Below are 24083 nucleotides of genomic sequence, written 5' to 3'. Positions count from 1 at the left end.
CAGCCAGCTACTCCCACGTTACCCACAGCCGGTTCCACAGCGGATGGGGACAAGTCAAAACTGTGACAAAACAGAGATTTGCGGCGGCTATATGTCGCGCTTTGGAGGGATCCTGGATTTGTTTTCCACAATTTGGCGGAGACGTTGTGAATGCCACAAAACAAATGTGGGAGCGGGCTTGCTCGCGAGTGCGGTGGGTCAGTTTCAGGTGTACTGACTGATCCACTGCATTCGCGAGCAAGCCCGCTCCCACAGGGGGCTGCGCCAACCTTTAGATTAGTGCCCGCCGAGGTAGGCGTTGCGCACTTCCTCATTCACCAGCAATTCCTTACCGGTGCCTGTCAGGCGAATCTCGCCGTTAACCATCACATACGCGCGGTCCGACAGGCGCAGCGCGTGGTTGGCGTTCTGCTCCACCAGGAAGATGGTCATCCCGGTGGATGCCAGCTCACGCAGGGTGGAAAAGATCTGCTTCACCACAATCGGCGCCAGGCCCAGGCTCGGTTCGTCGAGCAGCAACAGCTTGGGCCGGCTCATCAGCGCGCGGGCGATGGCGAGCATTTGCTGCTCGCCGCCGGACATGGTCATGGCGCGTTGATTACGTCGTTCCTTGAGCCGTGGGAACAGCTCGAACATGCGTTGCATGTCTTCCTGGGCAAACTTGTCGCCAATGGGGATGGTGCCCATCAACAGGTTTTCCTCGACGGTCATGTCGGGGAATACCCGCCGCCCTTCCGGTGACTGCGCAATACCGTTGGAAGCGATGTAGTGCGACGATTTGTGGGTAATGTCGACACCGTTGTAGAGAATCTGGCCCGACTCGGCCCGTGGCTGGCCGAAGATCGACATCAGCAGCGTGGATTTGCCCGCGCCGTTGGAGCCGATCAGGCTGACGGTTTCGCCTTCGTTGATATGCAGCGAGACTTTTTTCAGGGCCTGGATCGGGCCGTAGTACACGTCCAGGTCCTTCATTTCGAGGATAGGTGCACTCATACCAGCTCCTCTTCGTCGGCGCCCAGATAGGCGGCAATCACTTTCGGGTCGTTGCGGATCGCGTCCGGCCCGCCCTCGGCGATCACGTTGCCGTGGTCCAGTACCACGATGTGGTCGGAAATACTCATCACCATGCCCATGTCGTGTTCGATCAGCACCACCGTCAGGTCGTGTTCGTCGCGCAGCAGGCGAATCATCGCGCTGAGGGCTTCGGTTTCCTGAGGGTTGAGGCCCGCAGCAGGTTCGTCCAGGCAGATGATCTGCGGCCGGGTGCACATGGCGCGGGCGATCTCCAGGCGGCGCTGCTGGCCGTAGGAGAGCTCACCGGCCAGGCGGTTGGCGCAGTCCACCAGGTCCACCACTTCCAGCCAGTAGAAGGCGTGATCGAGGGCATCGCTTTCGGCCTTGCGGTAGCCCTTGGTGTTGAGGATACCCGCGAGCATGTTGCGGTTGACCCACATGTGCTGGGCCACCAGCAGGTTTTCCACCACTGACATTTCCTTGAACAGGCGAATGTTCTGGAACGTCCGCGCCAACCCGGCGCGGTTCACCCAGTGGGTGCCGCCGAACATCTTGTAGAACACCCGGCTGAAGAAGCGTTTGGGCGACACAAAGTCGGTGGGCTGGAAACGTTCACCGAGCAACTGGATCACGTTGGTCCGCTTGCCGCGAATGTTCAGTTCGATCTTGCCGCCGCTGGCTTTGTAGAAGCCGGTGAGGCAGTTGAACACCGTGGTCTTGCCGGCGCCGTTGGGGCCGATCAGGGCGAAGATCGAGTTGCGTTCGACCTTGAGACTCACATCGCTCAAGGCCTTGATGCCACCGAAGTGCATCATCAAATGTTCCACGGAGAGCACGACTTCCTTGCTCATGGCGCCACTCCTTTACGTGGGGTCACACCGGTACGGCTGATCCGAATCAAGCCGCGCGGTCGCCAGATCATCATCACCACCATCAACACGCCAAACAGCAGCACGCGGTATTCGGAGAAGCTGCGCAGCAGTTCCGGTGCGACGGTCAATACAAACGCCGCGATCACCACGCCGACCGTCGAGCCCATGCCGCCCAGTACCACGATGGCGAGGATCAGCGCCGACTCGAAGAAGGTGAACGACGACGGGTTGACGAAGCCCTGGTAGCTGGCAAAAAACACCCCGGCCAGACCGGCGGTGGAGGCACCAATGGTGAACGCCGAAAGCTTGACCAATACGTGGTTCAGGCCCATGGAACGGCAGGCGATTTCATCTTCGCGCAAGGCTTCCCAGGCGCGGCCGACCGGCATGCGGGTCAGGCGATGCTTGATGTACAGCACGGCCAGCACCACCAGGAAAAGCACGATGTAGATGAACAGGAATTTGATGTTGGGGTTGTAGTCGATGCCGAAGAACTCATGGAAAGGTATCCCGCCATCCTTCGCGCGCTTGCCGAACTCCAGGCCGAGGAAGGTCGGCGATGGCACCGGCATGCCGTTGGGCCCACCGGTAAACGACAGCCAGTTGTTGAGCACCAGGCGGATGATTTCACCAAAGCCCAGGGTCACGATGGCCAAGTAGTCACCGTGCATTCGCAACACCGGGAACCCGAGTATGCATCCCGCTAACGCCGCCGCGATGGCCGCCAGTGGCAGCACCGTCCAGAAGCCCAGGCCGAGGTATTGATAACCCAATGCCAGGCCGTAGGCGCCGATGGCGTAGAACGCCACGTAACCCAGGTCGAGCAGGCCCGCCAGGCCGACCACAATATTGAGGCCCAGGCCAAGCAACACATAGATCAGCCCGAGGATCACCACCGTGAGCAGGTACTTGTTGGCGAAGATCGGGAACACGATGGCAATCACGATCAGTGCCGGGATGATCCAGCGCAGCCGCGACTTGTAGTCCGGCGCCAGTACGTGCACGCCGGAGCCGGTGCTCTCGAAGCCCTGCAGGATCTTCACGCCCTTGGGGGTTTGCAGGAACAGGCTCATGGCAAAGCGGCCGACCATCACGATGGCCACCAGCAGGGCCACGCGGGCCGGTTCCAGGTTGAAGCTGTAGCCGTCGAGGACCACGCCGACGATCGGACCGAACACGACCAGTGAAATCAGCCCGGCGAGGACTGTATCGACCACACTTTTCTTGATATCGATGGGTTTGGCAGCAGACATGTTTACACCTTCGCCACAAGTGGGCGACCAAGCAGGCCCTGGGGACGGAAAATCAGAATCACCACCAGCAGGGAGAAACTGAACACGTCTTTGTAGTCAGAGTTGATCAACCCCGAAAACAACGACTCGGAGATACCGAGGATGATCCCGCCCAACATCGCCCCAGGCAGGGAGCCAATGCCGCCGAGTACCGCCGCGGTGAACGCCTTGATGCCGATGATGAAGCCGGCATAGAAGTCGAAGGTGCCGTAGTTGAGGGTGATCAGCACGCCGGCCAATGCAGCCATGGCGGCGCCGATGACGAACACATAGGAGATCACCCGGTCGGTGTTGATGCCGAGGATCGATGCCATCTTGCGGTCTTGCTGGGTAGCGCGGCACATGCGGCCGAGCTTGGTGTATTTGATGACATAAGTGAGCAACGCCATGCCGGCAAACGCCGCCACAAGGATGAACACCTTGGTATAAGTGAGCTGGACGAACCCGCTGCCGATGTCGACACGCCAGGCCCCGGCCAGCAGGGTAGGAATACCCTGTTGCTTGGCGCCCTGGGCGATCTGCGCGTAGTTCTGCAGGATCAGCGAGATACCGATGGCGCTGATCAGCGGTGCCAGTCGGGTGGAGTTGCGCAGCGGTTTGTAGGCAACACGCTCGATGACCCAACCGTAAACGCCGGTGACGACCACGGTGAAGATCAAGGTGCCGAGAATGAGCAGCGGGAAGGATTCGATGCCGAAGTAAGCCAGCAGTGCCAGACTGATCGCCGCGAGGTAAGCGGAAATCATATAAACCTCGCCGTGGGCGAAGTTGATCATGCCAATGATGCCATAGACCATTGTGTAGCCGATGGCGATCAGGCCATAGACCGACCCGAGGGTCAGGCCGTTGACCAGTTGCTGCAGGAAAATACCATCCATAACGCAATCTCACGCGGTGAGCACCTGCACACCGGAGGGTGTGCGGCGCTTCTGGAGGAAAAAACAGATATTCATCACGACACCACTCCCCTCCGGGAGCGGGCTTGGGTGGGAGCTGGCTTGCCTGCGATGCACACGCCTCGGTACTTCAGCGCTACAGAGGTGATGCAATCGAAGGCAAGCCAGCGCCCACACAAACCCTGCTCCCACAGGGTCTTTGGGTGATTAGTCTTACTTCTGCTTTTCCAGCTGGTGGTATTTGCCGTCTTTATCCCACTGGTAAACCACGTAGTCGGAGATTTTCAGGTCGCCCTTGGAATCCCAGGCTTTTTCGCCCATGACGGTTTTTACCGGGTGAGCCTTGAGCCACTTGGCGGCATCTTCGCCCTTGTTGGACTTGGCACCGTTGAAGCCGGCGGCCAGGGCCTGGACCGAGGCGTAGGCGTACAGGGTGTAGCCTTCCGGCTCGGTGCCGTTTTTACGGAACTCTTCCACCACCGCTTTGCTGTCTGGCAGCAGGCGCGGGTCGGCGCCAAAGGTCATGTACACGCCGTCGACGTATTGCGCGCCGCCAGCAGTGGCAACCAGTTCGTCGGTCACTACGCCGTCATCGGACATGAACTTGACGTCTTTCAAACCGGCTTCACGGATCTGGCGAACCAGTGGACCGGCTTCCGGGTGCAGGCCGCCGAAGTACACAACGTCAGCACCGGTGGAGCGGATCTTGGTGACCAAGGCGCTGAAGTCTTTCTCGCCACGGGTCAGGCCTTCTTCCAGCACCGGCTTGACGCCGCGCTTGGTCAACTGGGCTGCGGTGGCATCGGCCAGGCCTTTGCCGTAGGTGTCCTTGTCGTTGATGACGGCGACTTTCTTGCCCTTGAGCACGTCGACGATGTAGTCGCCGGCAACGATGCCTTGCTGGTCGTCACGCCCGCACATACGGAACATGGCCCCCAGGCCGCGCTCGGTCACTTGTGGGTTGGTGGAGCCTGGGGTGATGGCGATGATGCCGGCTTCGTCATACACCTCGGAGGCCGGGATGGTGTTGGAGGAGCAGAAGTGCCCGACCACGCCGATCACTTTGTCCTGGTCGGCCAGGCGGTTGGCAACAGCGACGGCCTGCTTGGGTTCGCAAGCATCGTCACCGGCCACCAGCACGATTTTCTCGCCGTTGATGCCGCCGGCCTTGTTGATCACATCGGCTGCCGCCTGGGCACCCTTCATGTACTGCTCACCGAAAGCGGCGTTGGCACCGGTCATCGGCCCCGCGACGCCGATCTTCACATCAGCTTGAACAAACGTAGAAACACCCAGCGCCGCTGCAACGGCGAGGGCCAGAAAACCTTTCTTGTAAAACGTCTGGGACATGAGTGGTGCTCCGATATTTTTGATTTTTGGCACGACAACTTGCATTCAAACCTTTCACTGAAAGCCCAGAGCAAGGCGCGTGCCATTACGTTTTTATTCTTCAAAAAGACACGGTGTCATTGTTATTGCAGGTGTTTCGGCTCCATTCGCCAGGACGTGCAACCCTCTAGCACCTAAAGGTGCAACCAATGGATCCAAACAGTACAACCGCGACAGGTCGCACCTGCAACCAGACCTATAAACGACAGTTCCTATCGCTGTAACAAACGGCGTAACGGAACTGCACATTTACAGTGCGTGATTGCTACGACTTGCACCAATACAGATTAGTAGCCTGCTAAGAAAATGCGGGCTTCTGAGCGGTATTTCGCTGATCAGATCACGATCCTCAGGCATTGGCCCGCGTGATACAGCGAAAATCCAGCCTCATACAGACAGCTACGCAAGCCCACCCCCGCCAGGGGTTGCATCGGCGCGAAGGGAATCGGCAGCGCCTGGGGATTCTGGTGACATAAATAGTCGGCAAACGCCTTGCCGACCACGCTGCCGGTGGTCACGCCGCGGCCGTTATATCCCGTAACGGCCACAAGGCCGGGCGCCGGCTCGAACAGGCGCATCAAGTGGTCCGGGGTGAAGGCGATGCAGCCAGTCCAGGTGTACTCCCACTGCACCGATTTGAGGTAGGGAAAGTAGTGCTGCTGCACCCGATCGGCCCACGCCTTGAGGAACCACGTCGGTTTCTGGCTGCCATTGCCCAGGCTGCCGAGCAACAGACGACCGTCGGCATCGCGGCGGATGCTGCTCAAGACCTGGCGCGTGTCCCAGGAACCTTGACCACCCGGCAGGATTTGGCTGGCCGCGTCGTCCGTCAGCGGGGCCGACGCGACCTGGTAGTAATAACCGGGGAAAAAATTGCGCCGCAGTTCGGTCCACTCGCCTTCGGTGTAGGCGTTGGAGGCAATCACCACCTGTGCAGCCTGCACTGAACCCTGCGCGGTTTGCACCGACCAGTGCGCGCCCTGGCGTTCCAGCTGGGTGACAGGAGAATGGTCGAACAACTGCCCGCCCAGACCGACCGCCGCGTTGGCCAAACCACTGGTGTAGGCCATCGGGTTCAGGGTACCGGCACGCCGATCCAGCAAGGCGGCGGCGATCCTTTTAGTACCGGTGGCCTGCTCGCAGGCCTGGCCGGTGAGTAACTCCACCGGCGCGCCACGGCGCTTCCATTGTTCTTCACGGCTGCGCAAATCCGCCTCGCCACGGGCGTTGTGCGCCATGTGCAAGGTGCCTTCGCGGCGTAATTGGCAATCGATGTTGTATTTATCGATCAGGCTGAACACCAGGGACGGCGCCGCACCCAGCATGCGATTGAGCTGGCTGCCCACCGCTTCGCCGAAACCGGCTTCGATTTCGTCCGGCGGGATCCACATACCGGCGTTGACCAGTCCCACATTGCGCCCCGAACCACCATGGCCGGTGCGATGGGCCTCCAGCACAGCGACGCTTTTACCTTGCTCCAGCAAATGCGTGGCCGCCGACAAACCGGTTATTCCGGCGCCGATCACGCACACATCCACCTTGACCTCGCCCTTGAGCGCGGCACGGTCCGGCCGGCTGGGGGTGAGGTGTTCCCACAAACATGTTTCGCGCAGTGCCATTGCCAGACTCCGATGAGACCTAACAAACAACTAAATTCAGTGTCGCCTGGTTAATCCAATCAAATGTGGGAGCGGGCTTGCTCGCGAATGCGGTGGATCAGCTGTAAATCTATTGACTGACACCCTGCATTCGCGAGCAAGCCCACTCCCACATTTTCAACCGCGTTTCGTCAGTGGTTTAGTCGAAGGTAATGCCCTGGGCCAGCGGCAATTCCAGCGAGTAGTTCACGGTGTTGGTCTGGCGACGCATGTACCCGCGCCACGCATCCGAACCCGACTCACGCCCGCCACCGGTCTCTTTCTCACCGCCAAACGCACCGCCGATTTCCGCGCCGCTCGGGCCGATGTTGACGTTGGCGATACCGCAGTCGCTGCCCACAGCTGACATGAACTGCTCAGCCTCCCGCACATCGGTGGTGAAGATGCACGACGACAGGCCTTGAGGCACGGCGTTGTTCAGGCGCAGGGCTTCGTTGAAGTCGCTGTAGCCGATCACATAGAGGATCGGGGCGAAGGTCTCGGTACACACCACATCACTTTGCTCGGGCATTTCCACAATGGCCGGCGACACGTAATAGGCATTGGGGAATTGGTCTTCCAACTGGCGCTTGCCGCCGAACACCTTGCCGCCTTCGCTCAAGGCTTGCTCCAGGGCGTCCTGCATGTTGTCGAAGCCGTGCTTGTCGATCAGCGGGCCGATCAGGTTGCCCTCCAGCGGGTGGCCGATGCGCACCTTGGAATAGGCGGCCTTGAGACGGGTGACGATTTCGGCCTTCACCGACTCATGGGCGATCAGCCGACGCAGGGTGGTGCAGCGTTGACCAGCAGTGCCGACGGCGCTGAACAGAATGGCGCGCACGGCCATGTCCAGGTCGGCGCTTGGGCCGAGAATCATCGCGTTGTTGCCACCCAGCTCCAGAATGCTGCGGGCAAAGCGTGCGGCGACTTTCGGCGCCACTTCACGGCCCATGCGCGTGCTGCCGGTGGCGCTGATCAGGGCGACGCGTGGGTCGTCCACCAGTGCGGCCCCGGCATCGCGGCCACCGATAATCACTTGGCTCAAGTACTCAGGGGCGCCGTCGAATTTCTTCAGCACGCGCTCGAACAACGCCTGGCAGGCCAAAGCCGTGAGCGGGGTCTTTTCCGAGGGTTTCCAGATCACGGCGTTGCCGCATACCAGCGCCAGGGTGGTGTTCCACGCCCACACCGCGACCGGGAAGTTGAACGCACTGATCACACCAACCACGCCCAGCGGATGCCAGGTTTCACGCATATGGTGGCCTGGGCGTTCGGAGGCGATGGTCAAGCCGTACAACTGACGCGACAGGCCAACGGCGAAGTCGCAGATATCGATCATTTCCTGGACTTCACCCAGGCCTTCCTGGGTGATCTTGCCGGCTTCCCACGACACCAATTCGCCCAGGTCGGCCTTGTATTCGCGCAACACGTCACCGAACTGGCGCACCAGCTCGCCACGACGCGGGGCCGGCACTTTGCGCCAGGCCTCGAATGCATGCTCCGCACGACTGACCTGTTGCTCCACCTCGGCGGCACCTTCCCAGTGCACGCTGCCGATACGGCTGCCATCGATCGGCGAATGCACGGGCTGCTTGCCCGACTGGTACAGCGCCGGGTTTACCCCGAGACGATCAAGCAATGCGGCAACCATGGGTCACTCCTTCACTTTAAAAACAGAAAAATTGCGCCGCGGCCCGCACGACGATCCAGACCTTATTTGTAGCTGGCCCAAGACTTGCCAACAAACGACGATTAGGCGAGATATCATTCCGTTTATTCATGCAAAAAATAAAAAGAGGCGTGCCGTGCTGAACAAAAGACATTTGCCCTCGATCACCGCCCTGCAGTGCTTCGAAGCCGCCACCCGCCACCTGAGCTTCACCCGCGCCGCCGAGGAACTGAACCTCACGCAGAGCGCGGTGAGCAAGCAGGTGGCGCAATTGGAAGAGTTGCTGCAGCATCTGCTGTTCCGTCGCGTGCGCCGTCGCTTGCAGATGACCCCGGCCGGCGACCTGTACCTGGTGGAAGTGCGCAAGATCCTCACCCAGGTGGAGATGTCTACCCATTACCTGCGCTCCTACGGCGGCGAAACCGAAGTGCTGCGGGTGTCCACGCCCTACACCTTCGGCGCACGCTGGCTGGTGCCGCGCCTCAAGGGCTGGCGGCTGCGCCATCCGCAGATCCACCTCGACCTGTGCAACGAGCAGGAGCCGGACGAACTGCTGCAAGGCAAGGCCGACATGGCCTTCTACTTCGGCCAGGGTTCACGCCCCGGCACCGAGAGCCAGAAGCTGTTCAGCGAAGAACTTGTACCGGTGTGCGCGCCGGAGAGCTTGCCCGCACAGCCGTTCACCGACCCCACACAGCTGAGCAACCTGGTGCTGCTGCAAAACGCCTCGCGCCCCCAAGGCTGGCATGACTGGTTCGCCAGCCAGGGCTACCAGACCGAGCACAGCTATCACGGGCCGCGTTTCGACACCTTTTATATGTGCATCCGTGCAGCGCAGGTCGGCTGTGGCGTGGCGCTGTTGCCGCGATTCCTGGTGGAAGAGGAACTGGCCGACGGCAAGCTGGTGATCCCCTGGCAGCATGCGATGCCGAGTGAGGACGCGTATTACCTGGCCTACCCGGAGCATTCGGCGGAGGTGCCCAAGGTTCGCGAGTTCGTGAAGTGGATGATGGAGCAGGTGCTTTAGCGCCTGGAAAATCGCCACCCCAGGCAAGCCACCTCCCCCAGTTTGGCATGCGTTTCAAATGTGGGAGCTGGCTTGCCTGCGATGGCGCCAGTGGCTTCACCGAAAAAATCACTGGCAAAACCCCACAGGTCTATGCGCCACTAGCCCCCTTCCTTAATTGTGCGTAAAGGCCGGCGACCATCGCCGACCCGTCTGGAGATTCCCGTTATGAGCGAGAGTGTGTTTGCCGATCGCATCGTGCAGAACTTGCTCGACACCGACTTCTACAAGCTGACCATGATGCAGGCGGTGCTGCACAACTACCCCAACGTGGAAGTTGAATGGGAGTTTCGTTGCCGTAACAGCGAAGACCTGCGTCCCTATCTGGCGGAGATCCGCTACCAGATCGAACGCCTCGCCGAGTTGAGCCTGAGCCCCGACCAATTGGGTTTCCTGGAGCGCATCAGCTTCATGAAGCCGGACTTCCTGCGCTTCCTCGGGCTGTTCCGTTTCAACCTGCGTTACGTGCAGACCGGTATCGAAAACGGCGAATTATTCATTCGTCTGCGCGGGCCATGGCTGCATGTGATCCTGTTTGAAGTGCCGATGCTGGCCATCGTCAGCGAAGTGCGTAACCGCTACCGCTACCAGACCGTGGTCCTCGAACAGGCTCGCGAACAGCTGTACCGCAAATTCGACTGGCTGACCGCCAATGCCAGCAGTGACGAGTTGTCGGAGCTGCAAGTGGCAGACTTCGGCACGCGTCGGCGCTTCTCGTACCGCGTGCAGGAAGAAGTGGTCAGCGTACTCAAGCACGACTTCCCCGGCCGTTTCGTCGGCACCAGCAACGTGCACCTGGCCCGCGAACTGGACATGAAGCCACTGGGCACCATGGCCCACGAATGGATCATGGCCCACCAGCAACTGGGCCCCCGCCTGATCGACAGCCAGATCGCCGCACTCGACTGCTGGGTCCGCGAATACCGTGGCCTGCTGGGCATCGCCCTGACCGACTGCATCACCACCGATGCGTTCCTGGGCGACTTCGACCTGTACTTCGCCAAGCTGTTTGACGGCCTGCGCCATGACTCCGGCGACCCCGTGCAATGGGCGGAAAAAGCCATCGCCCATTACCACAAGCTCGGCATCGAGCCGATGAGCAAGACGTTGGTATTCTCCGACAGCCTTTCACTGCCAAAAGCGCTGGAGATATTCCGGGCGCTGCGTGGTCGCATTAACGTGAGCTTCGGCATCGGCACCAACCTGACGTGCGACATTCCAGGTGTGGAACCGATGAGCATCGTGCTTAAAATGACCGCCTGCAATGGCCAGCCCGTCGCGAAGATCTCCGATGAAGCGGGCAAGACACACTGCACCGACCCGAATTTCGTCGCCTATTTGCGTCATGTTTTCAAAGTACCTGCCATCTCTAGCAAGGAGTGAATCATGCAAGCCGTACAGCGTGAGATTGCTGAACAGCTCAAGGTCCAAGCGCCGTTCAACGACCAGGCCGCCCTTGAGGCCGAGGTTGCCCGCCGCGTGACCTTTATCCAGGACTGCCTGCGAAATTCCGGGCTCAAGACGTTGGTGCTGGGCATCAGCGGTGGCGTCGATTCCCTAACCGCAGGCCTCTTGGCTCAACGTGCGATGAAAGAGCTGCGGGAACATACCGGTGATGAGGCTTACCGCTTTATCGCGGTGCGCCTGCCCTACGAAACACAGTTTGACGAAATCGATGCCACGGCCTCGGTGGACTTCATCGAGCCGGACGAGCGCCACACCGTGAACATCGGTCCGGCGGTCAAGGCCCTGGCCAATGAAGTGGCCGCGTTTGAAGGCAAGGCGGCGGTGTCCCGGGATTTCGTGCTGGGCAACACCAAGGCGCGCATGCGCATGGTGGCGCAGTACACCATCGCCGGCGCGGCCGGTGGCCTGGTGATCGGCACCGACCATGCAGCGGAAGCGGTGATGGGCTTTTTCACCAAGTTCGGTGACGGCGCGTGCGACCTGGCGCCGTTGAGCGGGCTGGTGAAAAACCAGGTGCGTGCGATTGCGCGGCACTTTGGTGCGCCGGAATCGTTGGTGGAGAAAGTCCCGACAGCCGACCTGGAAGACCTGTCACCCGGCAAGCCGGACGAAGCGTCACATGGCGTGACCTATGCCGAGATCGATGCATTCCTGCACGGCGAGCCGGTGCGTGAGGAAGCGTTTAGGATTATCTGCGACACGTACCGCAAGACCGAGCACAAGCGGGTCATGCCGTTTGCGCCGTGAAGTGAACCCGATAGGTTTGTACTGATTTTCAGACCGCTTTCGCGAGCAAGCCCGCTCCCACACTTGACCGATTTCCAACATGGGAACGCGGTCGAATGTGGGAGCGGGCTTGCTCGCGAAGAACGATAACGCGGTCTTACTTGACGGTCACAGTGCCTTTCATCATCGAGATGTGGCCTGGGAACGAGCAGAAGAACGCGTAGTCAGTCCCGGCGGCCAGCTTCGACACGTCGAAGGTCACCGAGTCTTTCTCACCGGCACCAATGATCTTGGTGTGGGCGATGATGCGGTCGTCACCGGGTTTCAGGTAATCCTTGTCGATGCCGGCGGCCATGCCGTCGGTGGCAACCGGCTGCATGTTGGCCGCGCTGGTCAGCACCCAGTTGTGGCCCATGACGTTTTTCGGCAGGTTGCCGGAGTGAGTCAGCTCAACGGTGAATGTCTTGCAGCTCTTGTCGATTTCAATGGCTTTGGTGTTAAAGGACATTTGGTCGGTGGAGTCGACAGTGACCTTGCACTCTGCAGCAAGCAACTGGCCGCTCGCCAGAGTCAGCAGGGAAACAGCAACGAGTTTGGCAAACATGTGAATCTCCAAGGCAGGGTTTAGAAAACGCGAATTGCGACAAGGGTGCCTGAAGCAGGCAGGAATTCTTATGATCTGAATCAACAGATTGTATACAACTTTAGGCTATCAGCCTTATCAACACAATCTACCAGCCAAAGTACTGCTACCTGCCTATGATCGGCTCATCACCCATCGGAGTCCGAGCCATGCGCCTCGACCAACTGTTCAACGGCCTATTGGCCGCCTACGCCTGCGGTAAGTGAAGGCCAAGCGCACCCTGAAGCTGCTACCATGTCGTCCCAAGGCAGCTGCGCGCCGCCACCCTCACCTTCGACCTTAGAGGATCGCCCATGGCCAAACCTAATTACTCCTTCGCCAAACGTCAGAGAGACTTGGCCAAGGAGCAGAAGAAAGAGGAAAAACTGCAACGCAAGAAAGCCGCTGCAGAAGAAGAGGCCAATGGGCTGAACGCCGATGTTGATGGTAAAGAAACGAGCGAAGAGACCGAAACACCAAAAGATCCGGCTGAATAAATTCCTTTGTGCTGAGCCGGCCCGCCCGGCTCGACACAATCAAGCGTTATTCCAGCGGCATCACCGTCACCCGCACCTCCGGGTCGTGGCTCCCTCCCCCCAGAATCACCCCTCGCAACGGCGACACATCAGAAAAATCCCGGCCCCAGGCCAGGGTGATGTGCTCCAGTGCCGGCTGCACATTGTTCGTCGGATCAAAATCCACCCAACCTGATACCGGGCAATACACCGAGACCCACGCGTGGGATGCATCGGCGCCGATCAGCCGTGGCTGGCCGGGCGGTGGCTGGGTGAGCAGATAACCGCTGATATAGCGCGCCGCCAGGCCTCGCGAGCGCAGGCAGGCAAGCATCAAGTGGGCGAAGTCCTGGCACACGCCACGGCGGCGCTCCAACACTTCGACAAGCGGCGTGGCGACTTGGGTGGCTTCGGCATCAAAGGTGAATTCGCTGAAGATCTTTTCCATCAGCGCCTGTACGCCCAGCAGCAACGGTTTGCTAGCGGGGAAACAGCTCTCGGAGAATTCGACGAAGGTTTTCTTCAAGTGCACGTAGGGCGATTCGAAGCGGTAGCGACAGGCTTCAATCAGCTCATCGGACATAGCCTGGCTGCTGTAGGTCAGGCTGTCGCGGGTCTGGTCCCAGGCGGGTGATTGCTGGAAATCCAGCGCCGGCCGCGCCAGTACTTCCACGGTCAGCCCGGCGTTCACCAGCAATTCATCATGGGGCCGCTCGAATGCCAGCCGAGTGATAGGGTTACCGAACACGTCCAGCTCGTCGCGGCGCGAGGTCGGTTCCGGGCTGATATCCAGTTGCTGCGAGCTGCAGCGCTGCCAGGCGCACGGTCGTGGCCACAGGTGCGCCAGCTGCTGGGCCAGGGACACCGGGCTGTCATAGTGGTAATGGGTATCGTGGAAAATCTGGTAGCGCGCACTCATCACACCGACACCGTTTGCTGGCTGACATCATCCACATGGGCAAAGTGACGCAAGGCCAGGCGGTCCGACACTTGCCCACTCTCATCGGCCACCGCTTGCAGCAGGTCGGCCAGGCCGTCCAACGCCGCACGCACGCTGGATTCACCAAACAGCGGGTTCTCCAGGCAGCCCAGGTCGAATCGCGCCAGGCGCTCCACCAATGGGCCCAGGCCGGTTTCCCGCGGCACACCAAAGTCATCGTTGAGGCGTCGCAGGGTGCGACTCACCAGCTTGAGCTGGAACAACACCGCGTGGGGGTTCTGCTCGTCGAGCAGCAGCAAGTCGAGTACCGGGATCAACTGCGGCACCGCCAGGTAGCGGGAGCGGTAGGTGATGCTGCTGTTGCCCAACTCCAGCAACCACTCCAACCCAGCCTGATCAAATACCGCCACGCCACGCAGAAAGGCTGCCAGGCTACTGCTAAGAAATTGCAGGCGCTCGATGCGCCGGCCCATCATCAAAAAGCGCCAGCCTTCGTCACGGGTCATATCGTCCAGGGCAAACCCGGACAGCGCCGCCAGGGACATTACCAGGCGGTTGAGGAAATCCAGCAACTCGCCAAAATCCGGTGACTCGCTTTCCAGCTCCAGGGCTTCACGTTGCAGCTCCACCAAGGCCTGCCAGTTTTCCCTGGACAGCTTGCCGCGCACCTGCGATGCCGCCCACTGCAAGCGTTGCAAGTTGGCACGCAGGCTCGATGGCCAGTCATCACCGAGCAGCGCCGCCAGCAGGCGTTCGGGCAATTCGCCCTCCTCCGGCAGCAGCCGCAGGCTTTCGCCCAGCTCGACGGCCGCCTGCAAGGCCAGCGGGTCGTCGCCATCCACATAACGCGCCAGCACGATACGCAGCCAGCGCGCGCTGTCGTCACAGCGTTCGCAGTAACGGCCGAACCAGAACAGGTTTTCCACCACGCGGGAAGGTAGATAAGGATCGCGGCGCACCAGGTCATGGGCGCCAATCGCGCGCTGTGCACGCCAGTGTTCGCCACCGGCGGCGCGTTCGCCGAGCACCCAGGTGTCCTTGCTGGCGCCGCCGCGCTGCATCGACACCACTTCGGCGTCGGCTTCGGCCGCCACCCGCGTCAGGCCGCCAGGCAGCACGCGGTAACCCTCGGCACTGGCCACGGCGTATACACGCATGCCGATGGCGCGGTGTTGCAGGTGGTCGTCCACGGTGTGCCACACCGGCGCTTGGGACAGTTGCGCCAACTCTTGGGCGACATAGGCGTAAGGCCGCGCACGCATACGTTCGGCCAGGGCCTGGCGCTGTTCGTCATTGAGGTCACGGCCGAACACCGGCGCGAAACTCTGGGACGGGAATGCGGGCTTGATCAACAGCTCCGGCATTTTTTCCAGCGCTTCGGCCAGCACCGGCGCTTCACCGCACCACCAGGTGGCGATGGACGGCAGGATCAGTGCTTCACCAAACAGGAACTCGTTGATCTTCGGCAAGAAGCCCAGCAAGCCGGGGGATTCCAGCACGCCGCTGCCCAGGGCATTGGCCACCAGCACGTTGCCTTGGCGCACGGCATCCAGCAATCCAGGTACGCCGAGGGCCGAATCGGTGCGCAGCTCCAGCGGGTCGCAGAAGTCATCGTCCAGACGACGCATGATCGCGTGCACCCGACGCAGGCCGCTGAGGGTTTTCAGGAACACCGTGCTGTCGCGCACGGTAAGGTCGCCGCCCTCCACCAACGGGTAGCCAAGCTGGCGCGCGAGGTAGAGGTGTTCGAAGTAACTTTCGTTGAACCGGCCGGGCGTAAGCAGCACGATCAGCGGCGGCTGGTCATCACCAGGCGCCTGGCGGGCAAGGGTTTCCTGCAAGGTGCGGAAGAAACCGGTGAGGTGCTGCACCTGCAGGTCACGGTAAAGATCCGGAAAGGCCCGGGACACGATGGTGCGGTTTTCCAGCGCATAACCGGCACCCGACGGCGCCTGGGTACGATCGGCAGTGACCCACCAGCGGCCATCCGGTGTGCGCGCCAGGTCCACGGCGTACAGGTGCAGGAAAGCGCCGTCCGGTGGCTGGATGCCCTGGCACGGCCACAGGAAATTGTTATGCCCGAATACCAGCTCCGCCGGCAGCAAACCTTCCTTGATCAGGCGCTGCGGGCCGTACAGGTCCGCCAACACGGCATTGAGCAGGCGCGCACGCTGGGCAATACCGGCCGACAGGTGCTGCCACTCATCAGCGGCCAACACATGGGGCAGCAAATCCAGCTCCCACGGGCGATCCGCGCCCTTGGGATCGGCGTAGACGTTGTAGGTCACGCCGTTTTCCTGGATCTGCCGGGTCAACAGCGCCTGGCGTTGGGCCAGTTGCGCGGGTGTGCTGCGTTGCAGGTGGTCCAGCAGGCGCCGCCAATGGGCACGCACCGAACCGCTGTCGTCCAGCAGTTCGTGATAAGTGCCCGCGGTCAGCGGGTAACGGTCGAGCAAGTCGGACATGGAACGCTCGGCAGAGGCAAGGGGGCTCAGATTAACTCAAATTACGGCAATCTAATGTGGGAGCGGGCTTGCTCGCGAATGCGGTGGGCCAGTCAATACATGTATCGGCTGATGGACCACATTCGCGAGCAAGCCCGCTCCCACATTTTAACTGCATTTAGTCGTTCTTATTGGGGAAACGCCGGAGATCCAGGGTCATGGGCAACTCATCGTTCACCACTACCGTCGGCACCGGAAGCTTGCCTGGTGTGTGCCCCAGCCGGAAAAACCGTGCCATGCGCCGGCTCTCTGCCTCGTTGGCATTCACCGGCAAGCTGTCGTAATTGCGCCCGCCCGGATGGGCGACGTGATACTGGCAGCCGCCCAGCGAACGCTGCATCCAGGTATCCAGTAGATCGAACACCAGCGGCGCGTGCACCGCGATGGTCGGCTGCAGGCAGTTGGCCGGTTGCCAGGCGCGGTAACGCACGCCAGCGACGAACTCACCGACACGCCCGGTGGCTTGCAGCGGCACCGGGATGCCGTTGCAGGTCAGCAGGTAGCGCTGCGGTGGCAGCCCGGTCAACTTGACTTGCAGGCGCTCCAGAGAGGAGTCCACATACCGCACCGTACCGCCCACCGCGCCCTCCTCGCCCAGTACGTGCCAGGGCTCCAGGGCCTGGCGCAGCTCCAGCTCGATCCCGTTGACGGCGTAGTCACCGACTTTGGGGAAACGGAACGCCAGGTGCGCGGCAAACCACTCGGCGCGCAGCGGGTAACCGGCGGCGTTGAGTTCGACGATTACGTCGGCAAAGTCTTGCTCAATGAAATGCGGCAGCAGGAAACGGTCGTGCAACTCAGTGCCCCAGCGTGCCAGCTTCGGCGGCGCGTAGGGTTCGCGCCAGAAGCGTGCCACCAAGGCGCGCAGCAGCAATTGCTGAGTCAGGCTCATGCGTGCATGGGGCGGCATTTCAAACGCGCGCAATTCCAGCAAGCCTAGGCGGCCCGTGGCGCCGTCCGGTGAGTAGAGTTTGTCGATGCAGAACTCGGCGCGGTGGGTGTTGCCGGTCACGTCGATCAGCAGGTTTCGCAGCAGACGGTCCACCAACCAGGGCGGGCATTCCTCGCCGGGCGAAGGCATTTGCGCAAAGGCGATTTCCAGCTCGTACAACGCGTCGTTGCGCGCCTCGTCCACCCGTGGTGCCTGGGAGGTCGGGCCGATGAACAGACCGGAAAACAGGTAGGACAACGAAGGATGGTTATGCCAGTAGCTGATCAGGCTACGCAGCAAATCGGGTCGGCGCAGGAACGGTGAGTCCTTGGGCGTCGCGCCGCCCAGCACAAAGTGGTTACCGCCGCCGGTGCCCGTATGGCGCCCGTCGATCATGAATTTTTCGGTGGTCAAACGCGTTTGCCGCGCCTCTTCATAGAGGAATTCGGTGCGTTCTACCAATTCGTCCCAGGTGGCGGAGGGCTGCACGTTGACCTCAATCACGCCCGGGTCCGGCGTGATGCGGAAGTTGCTCAGGCGCGTGTCGGCTGGCGGCTCATAGCCTTCGAGCAATACCGGACAATGCAGTTCCTCGGCAGAGGCTTCGATGGCTGCCACCAGTTCCAGATAGTCTTCAACGCGCTCCAGGGGCGGCATGAACAGATAGAGGCGCCCTTCCCGTGCTTCGGCGCACAGGGCGGTGCGAGTCAGCCAGTCCGCGGACTCGTCCACCTTGGGCACGCGCTCATCACTCGGCGCGGGCTCACCGTGGCGTTGCAGCTGCGCACTGGATGGCAGCTCCGGCTGATCCTGATTAGGATCAGTCGGATGCACAAACGGGTACTCTGCCGCCGTCACCCAAGGCTGCGAGGCCAATGGCAGGCGATATCCCAGCGGCGAATCCCCCGGCACTAGTCGGCAGTGGTTATCGCGCAGATACCAGCGCCCACTTTGCCAGCGGTCATTAGCCGCCGTGCGCGCCAGCGGCAGCACCTGGCCGATGACTTTATCCAGGCCCTGGTTGAACACTTTGCGCAGGCGCTCGCGCTCCAGGTCGTCACTCAGGCGCGGGTCCTGGGCGTTGACGTTTTGCGGCAGCGCACCCTCGCGCCACAGGTAGTAGAAATTGTCTTCGAAGGCTGGAAACACGAAACGCGCCGGCAGCTTCAGACGCTCGGCGACACTGGCCAGGAACCGCCCGGCCAGCGCACCGTCCGCGCCATAATCCTCTTGTTCATCGGCAATCAGCGCGCTGTTGTGCCAGATCGGCACACCGTCACGGCGCCAGTAGCAGTTGAGCGACCAACGCGGCAATTGCTCGCCGGGGTACCACTTGCCCTGGCCGAAGTGCACCAAACCCTTGGGCGCATAGTGCTTGCGCATGCGCTGGAACAGCTCGGCGGATAACCGGCGCTTGTCCGGGCCAAGGGCGGCAGTGTTCCATTCGGCGCCGTCGGGATCGTCGATGGAGACGAAAGTCGGTTCGCCGCCCATGGTCAGGCGTACATCGTTTTTGAGCAGGTCGCCATCGATCTGACGGCCCAAGGCCTGGATCGCCAGCCATTGCTCTTCGGTGTAGGGCTTGGTGACGCGCGGCGCTTCCCAAATCCGCTCTACCGACATCTCGTGAGTGAATTCGCACTCACACGGTTCCACCAACCCACTGATCGGTGCCGCCGAAGATGGATCGGGACTACAGGCCAATGGTATGTGGCCCTCACCAGCAAACAGCCCGGAGGTGGCGTCCAGGCCGATCCAGCCGGCGCCGGGCAGATACACTTCGCACCAGGCATGCAGGTCGGTGAAGTCCACCTCGGTACCGGACGGGCCATCGAGCGCTTTGACGTCGGCGGTCAATTGGATCAAGTAGCCGGACACAAATCGTGCGGCCAAGCCGAGGTTGCGCAACAACTGCACCAGCAGCCAGGCCGAATCGCGACAGGAGCCGGAGGCGTTCTCCAGGGTGAACTCCGGGGTTTGCACACCCGGCTCCATGCGGATCAGGTAGCCGATATCGGCCGCCAGGCGTTGATTGAGGCCCACCAGAAAGTCCACGGCAGGCAGCGGCGTGCGGTCTATTCCGGCCAGGTAGGCGGCAAACCTCGGCGTCAGCGGCAAGGTTTCCAGGTACGGCGCCAGTTCGCGCTGCTCATCGGCGGCGTAGCTGAAGGGGATGTTTTCGGCGTAGGGTTCGAGGAAAAAGTCGAACGGGTTGAATACCGCCATCTCGGCGACCAGGTCGACTTCGATGCGTAGCTCGTCGGTCTTTTCCGGAAACACCAACCGCGCCAGGTAATTGCCCTGGGGGTCTTGCTGCCAGTTGATGAAATGCTGCTCGGGCAGCACTTTCAGCGCGTAGGACAAAATCCGCGTGCGGCTATGGGCCGCCGGGCGCAAACGCACAATCTGCGGGCCGAGTTCGACCGCGCGGTCGTAGCGGTAATGCGTAACGTGGTGCAACGCGACATGAATCGACACGGCGGCCTCCTGCGAGCCAGGGCATGGGAACAAAGCGCGCAAGACTTATGCCAGAGCGGCGGTCATTGCGCTTTATCGTAAGACCCGGTGCAGTACAGCACCAAAACGGCGCCAACGTACGGGCCACGGTGCAAGAGCCGCACACATTTGTGGCGCCAGTATGAGGATGGGTGGTGAATCTACTCAATCAACGGGTTTTGCGCCTTGCGATTGCGGCTTGGCGCAGGTGGCGTATCTCGAACAGTTTTTTGCGCATTTCGCGGTGGCGTTTGCTGTTGAGCAGCAGTAACCCCAACAGCGGAAAGAGTACAGCCGAGCCATAGACCAGCATGTTGAGATCGTATTGCATCATTGGCAGTACGAACAACAGACAAACGCCCAAGTAAGCCGCCACCAGCCGCGTAGCCCAGGGATAGCCGCGGGCGATCATGACGTTGCCAAAGACCAGCACCGCCACCAGTACCAATATTGCGCCTATTGAATAGTTGGCTTTGAGCGCGGGATCAAGGCCGCGCAAATAGGTCACGCCAGCCATGGAAACCGCAGCGGAGCCGGAAAAGATCGCCATGAAAATCGTCCCCATGAATACGGGGAAATAGCGCGCGAGGAAACTGCCCATCTCGGGGAAGCCGTTCATTCCGTCAAGTCCTCGTACAGGCCAATGGCGATGGTCTCGGCAGTGCCTACGTGGCCCGTTCTATGGCTGCCCCAGATACCCAAGAGCCCGCCCAGGGCATCCTTGAGTTGGGTCAAGGTGGCATGACGGATCTCCGTGGAACTGTAGCTCTTTGTCATCTTGCCGGCGCGCTGCTGCAATTTGAGTAGCTTGGGCGTCAGGCTTGGGTCCCTGAGGCTAAGCAGTTCCCTGGTCAACTTCTTGCGTTCCTGGCGGCTCAGGCCCTTGAGCAGTTCGTACCAACTCTTGCCCAATGCTGCGGCCTTGTTGGCCTTGAGCAGCCTGACGGTAGTCAACGCACCCGTGCCAATGCCCACCAAAGAGGCCGCATCGAGGATAGGTGAAACGGCGCCGTACCATTCGGCGTCGTCCATACGGTCATTGGCATCAGGATCAAGCACTTCGTTATACGTACGCGCCACACCAAACCCACATTGCGCGCTGCTGGCCAGCGCCGCCGTGATACCAATGCCAACCACAAATGCACTGGCACCGGCCGTGAACGGTACGGCGACACTGCCGCTGAACACCACAATCCAACCGATTACCGCCGCACCACAGGAAAGGCCCATATCAAACGCCTCTTTTTGAAGGCGTCCTTCCCGAGGATCGGTCTTCACTTGTTCCACAAACTGCGCAGGCGAAATGTACTTCTGCGCCTCGCGCAAAATAATGCGCTTGGGCCTGATGCTGCAGATAGGCTTGAACTCGCGCAGGGTGATCACGTTGAAATCGGCATCGATATACACGACACCCGCGCCGACAATGCCGGGGTCGGCGTCGATGGCCGCGAACAGGCGCGGCAGGTTGATCTGGCTTTCGATGCGCTGGCGCGCCATGAATTGGGAGCGGTTGGAATCCATGCCGATATTGAGCAGGGGGTTGCTCATAAGTGTTCTTCCTTGAAAGGGGTGGTGGCCGTGCGCGCCACCTTAACAAACGGCCTACCCACCGGCTAGAAAGCAAAACGCCAGCACAAGGCTGGCGTTTTGCATGTTCAGGCTGCGATCAACGCGGCACGACCGGCTTGCGCGCAGGCTTGCCGCCCTTGCCCTTGGCCGCATCGGCGCGCTCCTTGGCGGCCTGCTTGTTGCGCGCCTGGGCCGCGGCCTTGGCTTGCTCACGCTTGTCCCACGGGTTGCTGCCGTCGCTACCACGTGGCGGCAGCCCGGTGTGCTGGGTGAGGATCTTGGTGGTGGTTTCCTTGGCGACCTTATGGCTGCCGGCTGGCGTCGAGTTCTTGCGACGCGCGCTCTGGTAGCTGTCGGTAGCCGGCTGGTGCAGCGGGATCAGTTGGTCCTTGCCCGGCCCGATCAGGTCGGCGCGGCCCATGCGGGTCAACGCTTCTCGCAGCATCGGCCAGCCTTTCGGATCGTGGTAGCGCAGGAAGGCCTTATGCAAGCGGCGCTGTTCCTCGCTCTTGACGATGGTCACCGCGTCACTCTTGTAGGTGACCTTACGCAGCGGGTTCTTGCCTGAGTGGTACATCGCGGTGGCGGTGGCCATCGGCGACGGGTAGAACGCCTGCACCTGGTCGGCACGGAAGCCGTTGCCCTTGAGCCACAGGGCGAGGTTCATCATGTCCTCATCGGTGGTGCCGGGATGGGCGGCGATGAAGTAAGGAATCAGGTACTGCTCCTTGCCCGCTTCCTTGGTGTACTTCTCGAACATGCGCTTGAACTTGTCATAGCTGCCAATGCCCGGCTTCATCATCTGGTTGAGCGGACCTTCCTCGGTGTGTTCCGGGGCGATCTTGAGGTAGCCACCCACGTGGTGGGTAACCAGCTCTTTCACATATTCCGGCGACTCAACAGCCAAGTCATAGCGCAGGCCGGAGGCGATCAGGATCTTCTTCACACCCGGCAACGCACGAGCGCTGCGGTAGAGCTGGATCAACGACGAGTGATCGGTGTTCAGGTTCGGGCAGATACCCGGGAACACACACGACGGCTTGCGGCACGCGGATTCGATTTCCGGGCTCTTGCAGGCGATGCGGTACATGTTCGCGGTCGGGCCACCGAGGTCGGAGATCACGCCGGTGAAGCCTGGGACCTTGTCGCGGATCTCTTCGATCTCGCGGATGATCGACTCTTCGGAACGGTTCTGGATGATGCGACCTTCGTGCTCGGTAATGGAGCAGAAGGTGCAGCCGCCAAAGCAGCCACGCATGATGTTCACCGAGAAACGAATCATGTCGTAGGCCGGGATCTTTTCCTTGCCATACGCAGGGTGCGGAACACGTGCGTAAGGCATGCCGAACACGTAGTCCATTTCTTCGGTAGTCATCGGGATGGGCGGCGGGTTGAACCACACGTCCACTTCACCGTGCTTCTGCACCAGGGCGCGCGCGTTGCCTGGGTTGGTTTCCAGGTGCAACACGCGGTTGGCGTGGGCGTAGAGCACCGCGTCATTGCGCACTTTTTCCACCGACGGCAGGCGGATCACGGTCTTGTCGCGGGTCATGCGCGGGCTGGCCAGGATCTGTACGACCTTGGCTTCTTCCGGATCATCCTGCGGCCCCTTTTCCTGCTCGATGGCGCAGGCCTGGGTGTCCTGGGTGTTGACGTACGGGTTGATGATCTTGTCGATCTTGCCCGGACGGTCGATCCGCGTGGAGTCGACTTCGTACCAACCCACCGGCGTATCACGACGAATGAACGCGGTGCCGCGCACGTCGGTGATGTCTTCGATCTTGTGCCCCCACGACAGGCGCTGGGCAACTTCGACAATCGCACGCTCGGCGTTGCCGTACAGCAGGATATCGGCGGTGGCATCGATCAGGATCGAGTTGCGCACACGGTCCTGCCAGTAGTCGTAGTGAGCGATGCGGCGCAGGGAGGCTTCGATGCCGCCGAGTACGATCGGCACGTTCTTGTAGGCTTCCTTGCAACGCTGGCTGTACACCAGGCTGGCGCGGTCCGGGCGTTTGCCGGCCATGCCGCCAGGGGTGTAGGCGTCGTCGGAGCGGATTTTCTTGTCGGCGGTGTAGCGGTTGATCATCGAGTCCATGTTGCCGGCCGCGACGCCGAAGAACAGGTTCGGCTCGCCGAGCTTCATGAAGTCGTCTTTGGACTGCCAGTTCGGCTGGGCAATGATCCCGACGCGGAAGCCCTGGGACTCCAGCAGCCGGCCGATGATCGCCATGCCGAACGACGGATGGTCAACGTAGGCATCACCGGTGACGATGATGATGTCGCAGGAATCCCAGCCAAGCTGATCCATCTCCTCCCTGCTCATGGGCAGGAATGGCGCTGGACCGAAACATTCGGCCCAGTACTTGGGATAGTCAAATAACGGCTTGGCTGTTTGCATGACGGTGACCGGTGTTGAGATGGAAAATCGCGGGCGCGGAATATAGCACAAATTTTGACCAATTCCGACGGTAATGG

The 24083-nt window shown here is 61.0% G+C and carries 18 protein-coding genes; 4 read left to right on the top strand and 14 right to left on the bottom strand.

Annotation, left to right across the window (positions count from 1 at the left end):
- Positions 1 to 276 precede the first annotated feature (276 nt).
- From AB4N92_RS14880 to amaB, 7 genes are all read right to left on the bottom strand, one after another.
- A complete protein-coding gene (locus AB4N92_RS14880; protein WP_010213569.1) occupies positions 277 to 993 on the bottom strand; it encodes an ABC transporter ATP-binding protein in 717 nt (238 codons plus the stop codon).
- Entirely contained in the window at positions 990 to 1865 is an 876-nt protein-coding gene (locus AB4N92_RS14875; protein WP_010213571.1) for an ABC transporter ATP-binding protein, read from the bottom strand. Before AB4N92_RS14875 ends, AB4N92_RS14880 begins: the two co-directional genes overlap by 4 nt.
- Positions 1862 to 3139, bottom strand: a complete 1278-nt coding sequence (gene livM / locus AB4N92_RS14870; protein WP_010213574.1) for a high-affinity branched-chain amino acid ABC transporter permease LivM — start codon at positions 3137 to 3139, stop codon at positions 1862 to 1864. The genes AB4N92_RS14875 and livM overlap by 4 nt, the downstream gene beginning before the upstream one ends.
- Positions 3140 to 3141: 2 nt before the next feature.
- On the bottom strand, positions 3142 to 4056 hold the full coding sequence (locus AB4N92_RS14865) for an ABC transporter permease subunit (protein WP_010213575.1): 915 nt from the start codon (positions 4054 to 4056) through the stop codon (positions 3142 to 3144).
- Between the two features lie 231 nt (positions 4057 to 4287).
- A complete protein-coding gene (locus AB4N92_RS14860) occupies positions 4288 to 5424 on the bottom strand; it encodes a branched-chain amino acid ABC transporter substrate-binding protein (RefSeq protein ID WP_010213577.1) in 1137 nt (378 codons plus the stop codon).
- 374 nt (positions 5425 to 5798) lie between these two features.
- Entirely contained in the window at positions 5799 to 7082 is a 1284-nt protein-coding gene (amaA, locus tag AB4N92_RS14855; protein WP_010213579.1) for an L-pipecolate oxidase, read from the bottom strand.
- Positions 7083 to 7260: 178 nt separating this feature from the next.
- Positions 7261 to 8751: an L-piperidine-6-carboxylate dehydrogenase gene (gene amaB, locus AB4N92_RS14850; RefSeq protein ID WP_010213580.1), complete on the bottom strand. Its 1491-nt coding sequence runs from the start codon at positions 8749 to 8751 to the stop codon at positions 7261 to 7263.
- A 154-nt stretch (positions 8752 to 8905) separates the two neighbouring features.
- On the opposite strand from amaB, the gene AB4N92_RS14845 reads away from it, so the two are divergent.
- The 3 genes from AB4N92_RS14845 (at position 8906) to nadE (ending at position 12049) form a co-directional block, all read left to right on the top strand.
- On the top strand, positions 8906 to 9796 hold the full coding sequence (locus tag AB4N92_RS14845; RefSeq protein WP_044286560.1) for a LysR family transcriptional regulator: 891 nt from the start codon (positions 8906 to 8908) through the stop codon (positions 9794 to 9796).
- A gap of 207 nt (positions 9797 to 10003) precedes the next feature.
- Positions 10004 to 11218: a nicotinate phosphoribosyltransferase gene (gene pncB / locus AB4N92_RS14840; protein WP_010213584.1), complete on the top strand. Its 1215-nt coding sequence runs from the start codon at positions 10004 to 10006 to the stop codon at positions 11216 to 11218.
- A gap of 3 nt (positions 11219 to 11221) precedes the next feature.
- On the top strand, positions 11222 to 12049 hold the full coding sequence (gene nadE / locus AB4N92_RS14835; protein ID WP_010213585.1) for an ammonia-dependent NAD(+) synthetase: 828 nt from the start codon (positions 11222 to 11224) through the stop codon (positions 12047 to 12049).
- Positions 12050 to 12185: 136 nt separating this feature from the next.
- Here the strand turns inward: nadE and azu are convergent, their stop codons facing one another.
- Complete coding sequence (azu, locus tag AB4N92_RS14830; protein WP_010213586.1) at positions 12186 to 12632, bottom strand: azurin; 447 nt, start codon at positions 12630 to 12632, stop codon at positions 12186 to 12188.
- Positions 12633 to 12964: 332 nt separating this feature from the next.
- Between azu and AB4N92_RS14825 the strand changes: the two genes are divergently transcribed.
- Positions 12965 to 13147 carry a hypothetical protein gene (locus tag AB4N92_RS14825; protein ID WP_010213587.1) on the top strand — a complete coding sequence of 61 codons (183 nt, stop codon included), beginning with the start codon at positions 12965 to 12967 and terminating at the stop codon, positions 13145 to 13147.
- Between the two features lie 46 nt (positions 13148 to 13193).
- Here the strand turns inward: AB4N92_RS14825 and AB4N92_RS14820 are convergent, their stop codons facing one another.
- The 6 genes from AB4N92_RS14820 to AB4N92_RS14795 all read right to left on the bottom strand — a co-directional run bounded on the left by AB4N92_RS14820 (position 13194) and on the right by AB4N92_RS14795 (position 24006).
- Positions 13194 to 14084 (bottom strand): transglutaminase family protein, encoded by an 891-nt coding sequence (locus AB4N92_RS14820; RefSeq protein ID WP_236266915.1) that lies wholly within the window; start codon positions 14082 to 14084, stop codon positions 13194 to 13196.
- Entirely contained in the window at positions 14084 to 16570 is a 2487-nt protein-coding gene (locus tag AB4N92_RS14815; RefSeq protein ID WP_010213590.1) for a circularly permuted type 2 ATP-grasp protein, read from the bottom strand. Before AB4N92_RS14815 ends, AB4N92_RS14820 begins: the two co-directional genes overlap by 1 nt.
- 157 nt (positions 16571 to 16727) lie before the next feature.
- Entirely contained in the window at positions 16728 to 20018 is a 3291-nt protein-coding gene (locus AB4N92_RS14810) for a transglutaminase family protein (RefSeq protein WP_069672802.1), read from the bottom strand.
- Between the two features lie 187 nt (positions 20019 to 20205).
- On the bottom strand, positions 20206 to 20655 hold the full coding sequence (locus tag AB4N92_RS14805; RefSeq protein WP_010213594.1) for a hypothetical protein: 450 nt from the start codon (positions 20653 to 20655) through the stop codon (positions 20206 to 20208).
- Positions 20652 to 21584, bottom strand: a complete 933-nt coding sequence (locus AB4N92_RS14800) for an NAD synthetase (RefSeq protein WP_021493241.1) — start codon at positions 21582 to 21584, stop codon at positions 20652 to 20654. Before AB4N92_RS14800 ends, AB4N92_RS14805 begins: the two co-directional genes overlap by 4 nt.
- 118 nt (positions 21585 to 21702) lie before the next feature.
- Positions 21703 to 24006 carry a YgiQ family radical SAM protein gene (locus AB4N92_RS14795; RefSeq protein WP_010213596.1) on the bottom strand — a complete coding sequence of 768 codons (2304 nt, stop codon included), beginning with the start codon at positions 24004 to 24006 and terminating at the stop codon, positions 21703 to 21705.
- Between the last annotated feature and the right edge of the window lie 77 nt (positions 24007 to 24083).

Source organism: Pseudomonas sp. S3_A09 (assembly GCF_054668065.1).
Note: the sequence above shows the minus strand (reverse complement) of the source record. Positions and strands in the feature narration are given on the sequence as shown.

Excerpts from the sequence above, each read along its gene's own strand:
- AB4N92_RS14880 (WP_010213569.1), bottom strand. The coding sequence starts at position 993 with ATGAGTGCACCTATCCTCGAAATGAAGGACCTGGACGTGTACTACGGC.
- AB4N92_RS14875 (WP_010213571.1), bottom strand. The coding sequence starts at position 1,865 with ATGAGCAAGGAAGTCGTGCTCTCCGTGGAACATTTGATGATGCACTTC.
- livM (WP_010213574.1), bottom strand. The coding sequence starts at position 3,139 with ATGTCTGCTGCCAAACCCATCGATATCAAGAAAAGTGTGGTCGATACA.
- AB4N92_RS14865 (WP_010213575.1), bottom strand. The coding sequence starts at position 4,056 with ATGGATGGTATTTTCCTGCAGCAACTGGTCAACGGCCTGACCCTCGGG.
- AB4N92_RS14860 (WP_010213577.1), bottom strand. The coding sequence starts at position 5,424 with ATGTCCCAGACGTTTTACAAGAAAGGTTTTCTGGCCCTCGCCGTTGCA.
- amaA (WP_010213579.1), bottom strand. The coding sequence starts at position 7,082 with ATGGCACTGCGCGAAACATGTTTGTGGGAACACCTCACCCCCAGCCGG.
- amaB (WP_010213580.1), bottom strand. The coding sequence starts at position 8,751 with ATGGTTGCCGCATTGCTTGATCGTCTCGGGGTAAACCCGGCGCTGTAC.
- pncB (WP_010213584.1), top strand. The coding sequence starts at position 10,004 with ATGAGCGAGAGTGTGTTTGCCGATCGCATCGTGCAGAACTTGCTCGAC.
- nadE (WP_010213585.1), top strand. The coding sequence starts at position 11,222 with ATGCAAGCCGTACAGCGTGAGATTGCTGAACAGCTCAAGGTCCAAGCG.
- azu (WP_010213586.1), bottom strand. The coding sequence starts at position 12,632 with ATGTTTGCCAAACTCGTTGCTGTTTCCCTGCTGACTCTGGCGAGCGGC.
- AB4N92_RS14825 (WP_010213587.1), top strand. The coding sequence starts at position 12,965 with ATGGCCAAACCTAATTACTCCTTCGCCAAACGTCAGAGAGACTTGGCC.
- AB4N92_RS14820 (WP_236266915.1), bottom strand. The coding sequence starts at position 14,084 with ATGAGTGCGCGCTACCAGATTTTCCACGATACCCATTACCACTATGAC.
- AB4N92_RS14815 (WP_010213590.1), bottom strand. The coding sequence starts at position 16,570 with ATGTCCGACTTGCTCGACCGTTACCCGCTGACCGCGGGCACTTATCAC.
- AB4N92_RS14805 (WP_010213594.1), bottom strand. The coding sequence starts at position 20,655 with ATGAACGGCTTCCCCGAGATGGGCAGTTTCCTCGCGCGCTATTTCCCC.
- AB4N92_RS14800 (WP_021493241.1), bottom strand. The coding sequence starts at position 21,584 with ATGAGCAACCCCCTGCTCAATATCGGCATGGATTCCAACCGCTCCCAA.
- AB4N92_RS14795 (WP_010213596.1), bottom strand. The coding sequence starts at position 24,006 with ATGCAAACAGCCAAGCCGTTATTTGACTATCCCAAGTACTGGGCCGAA.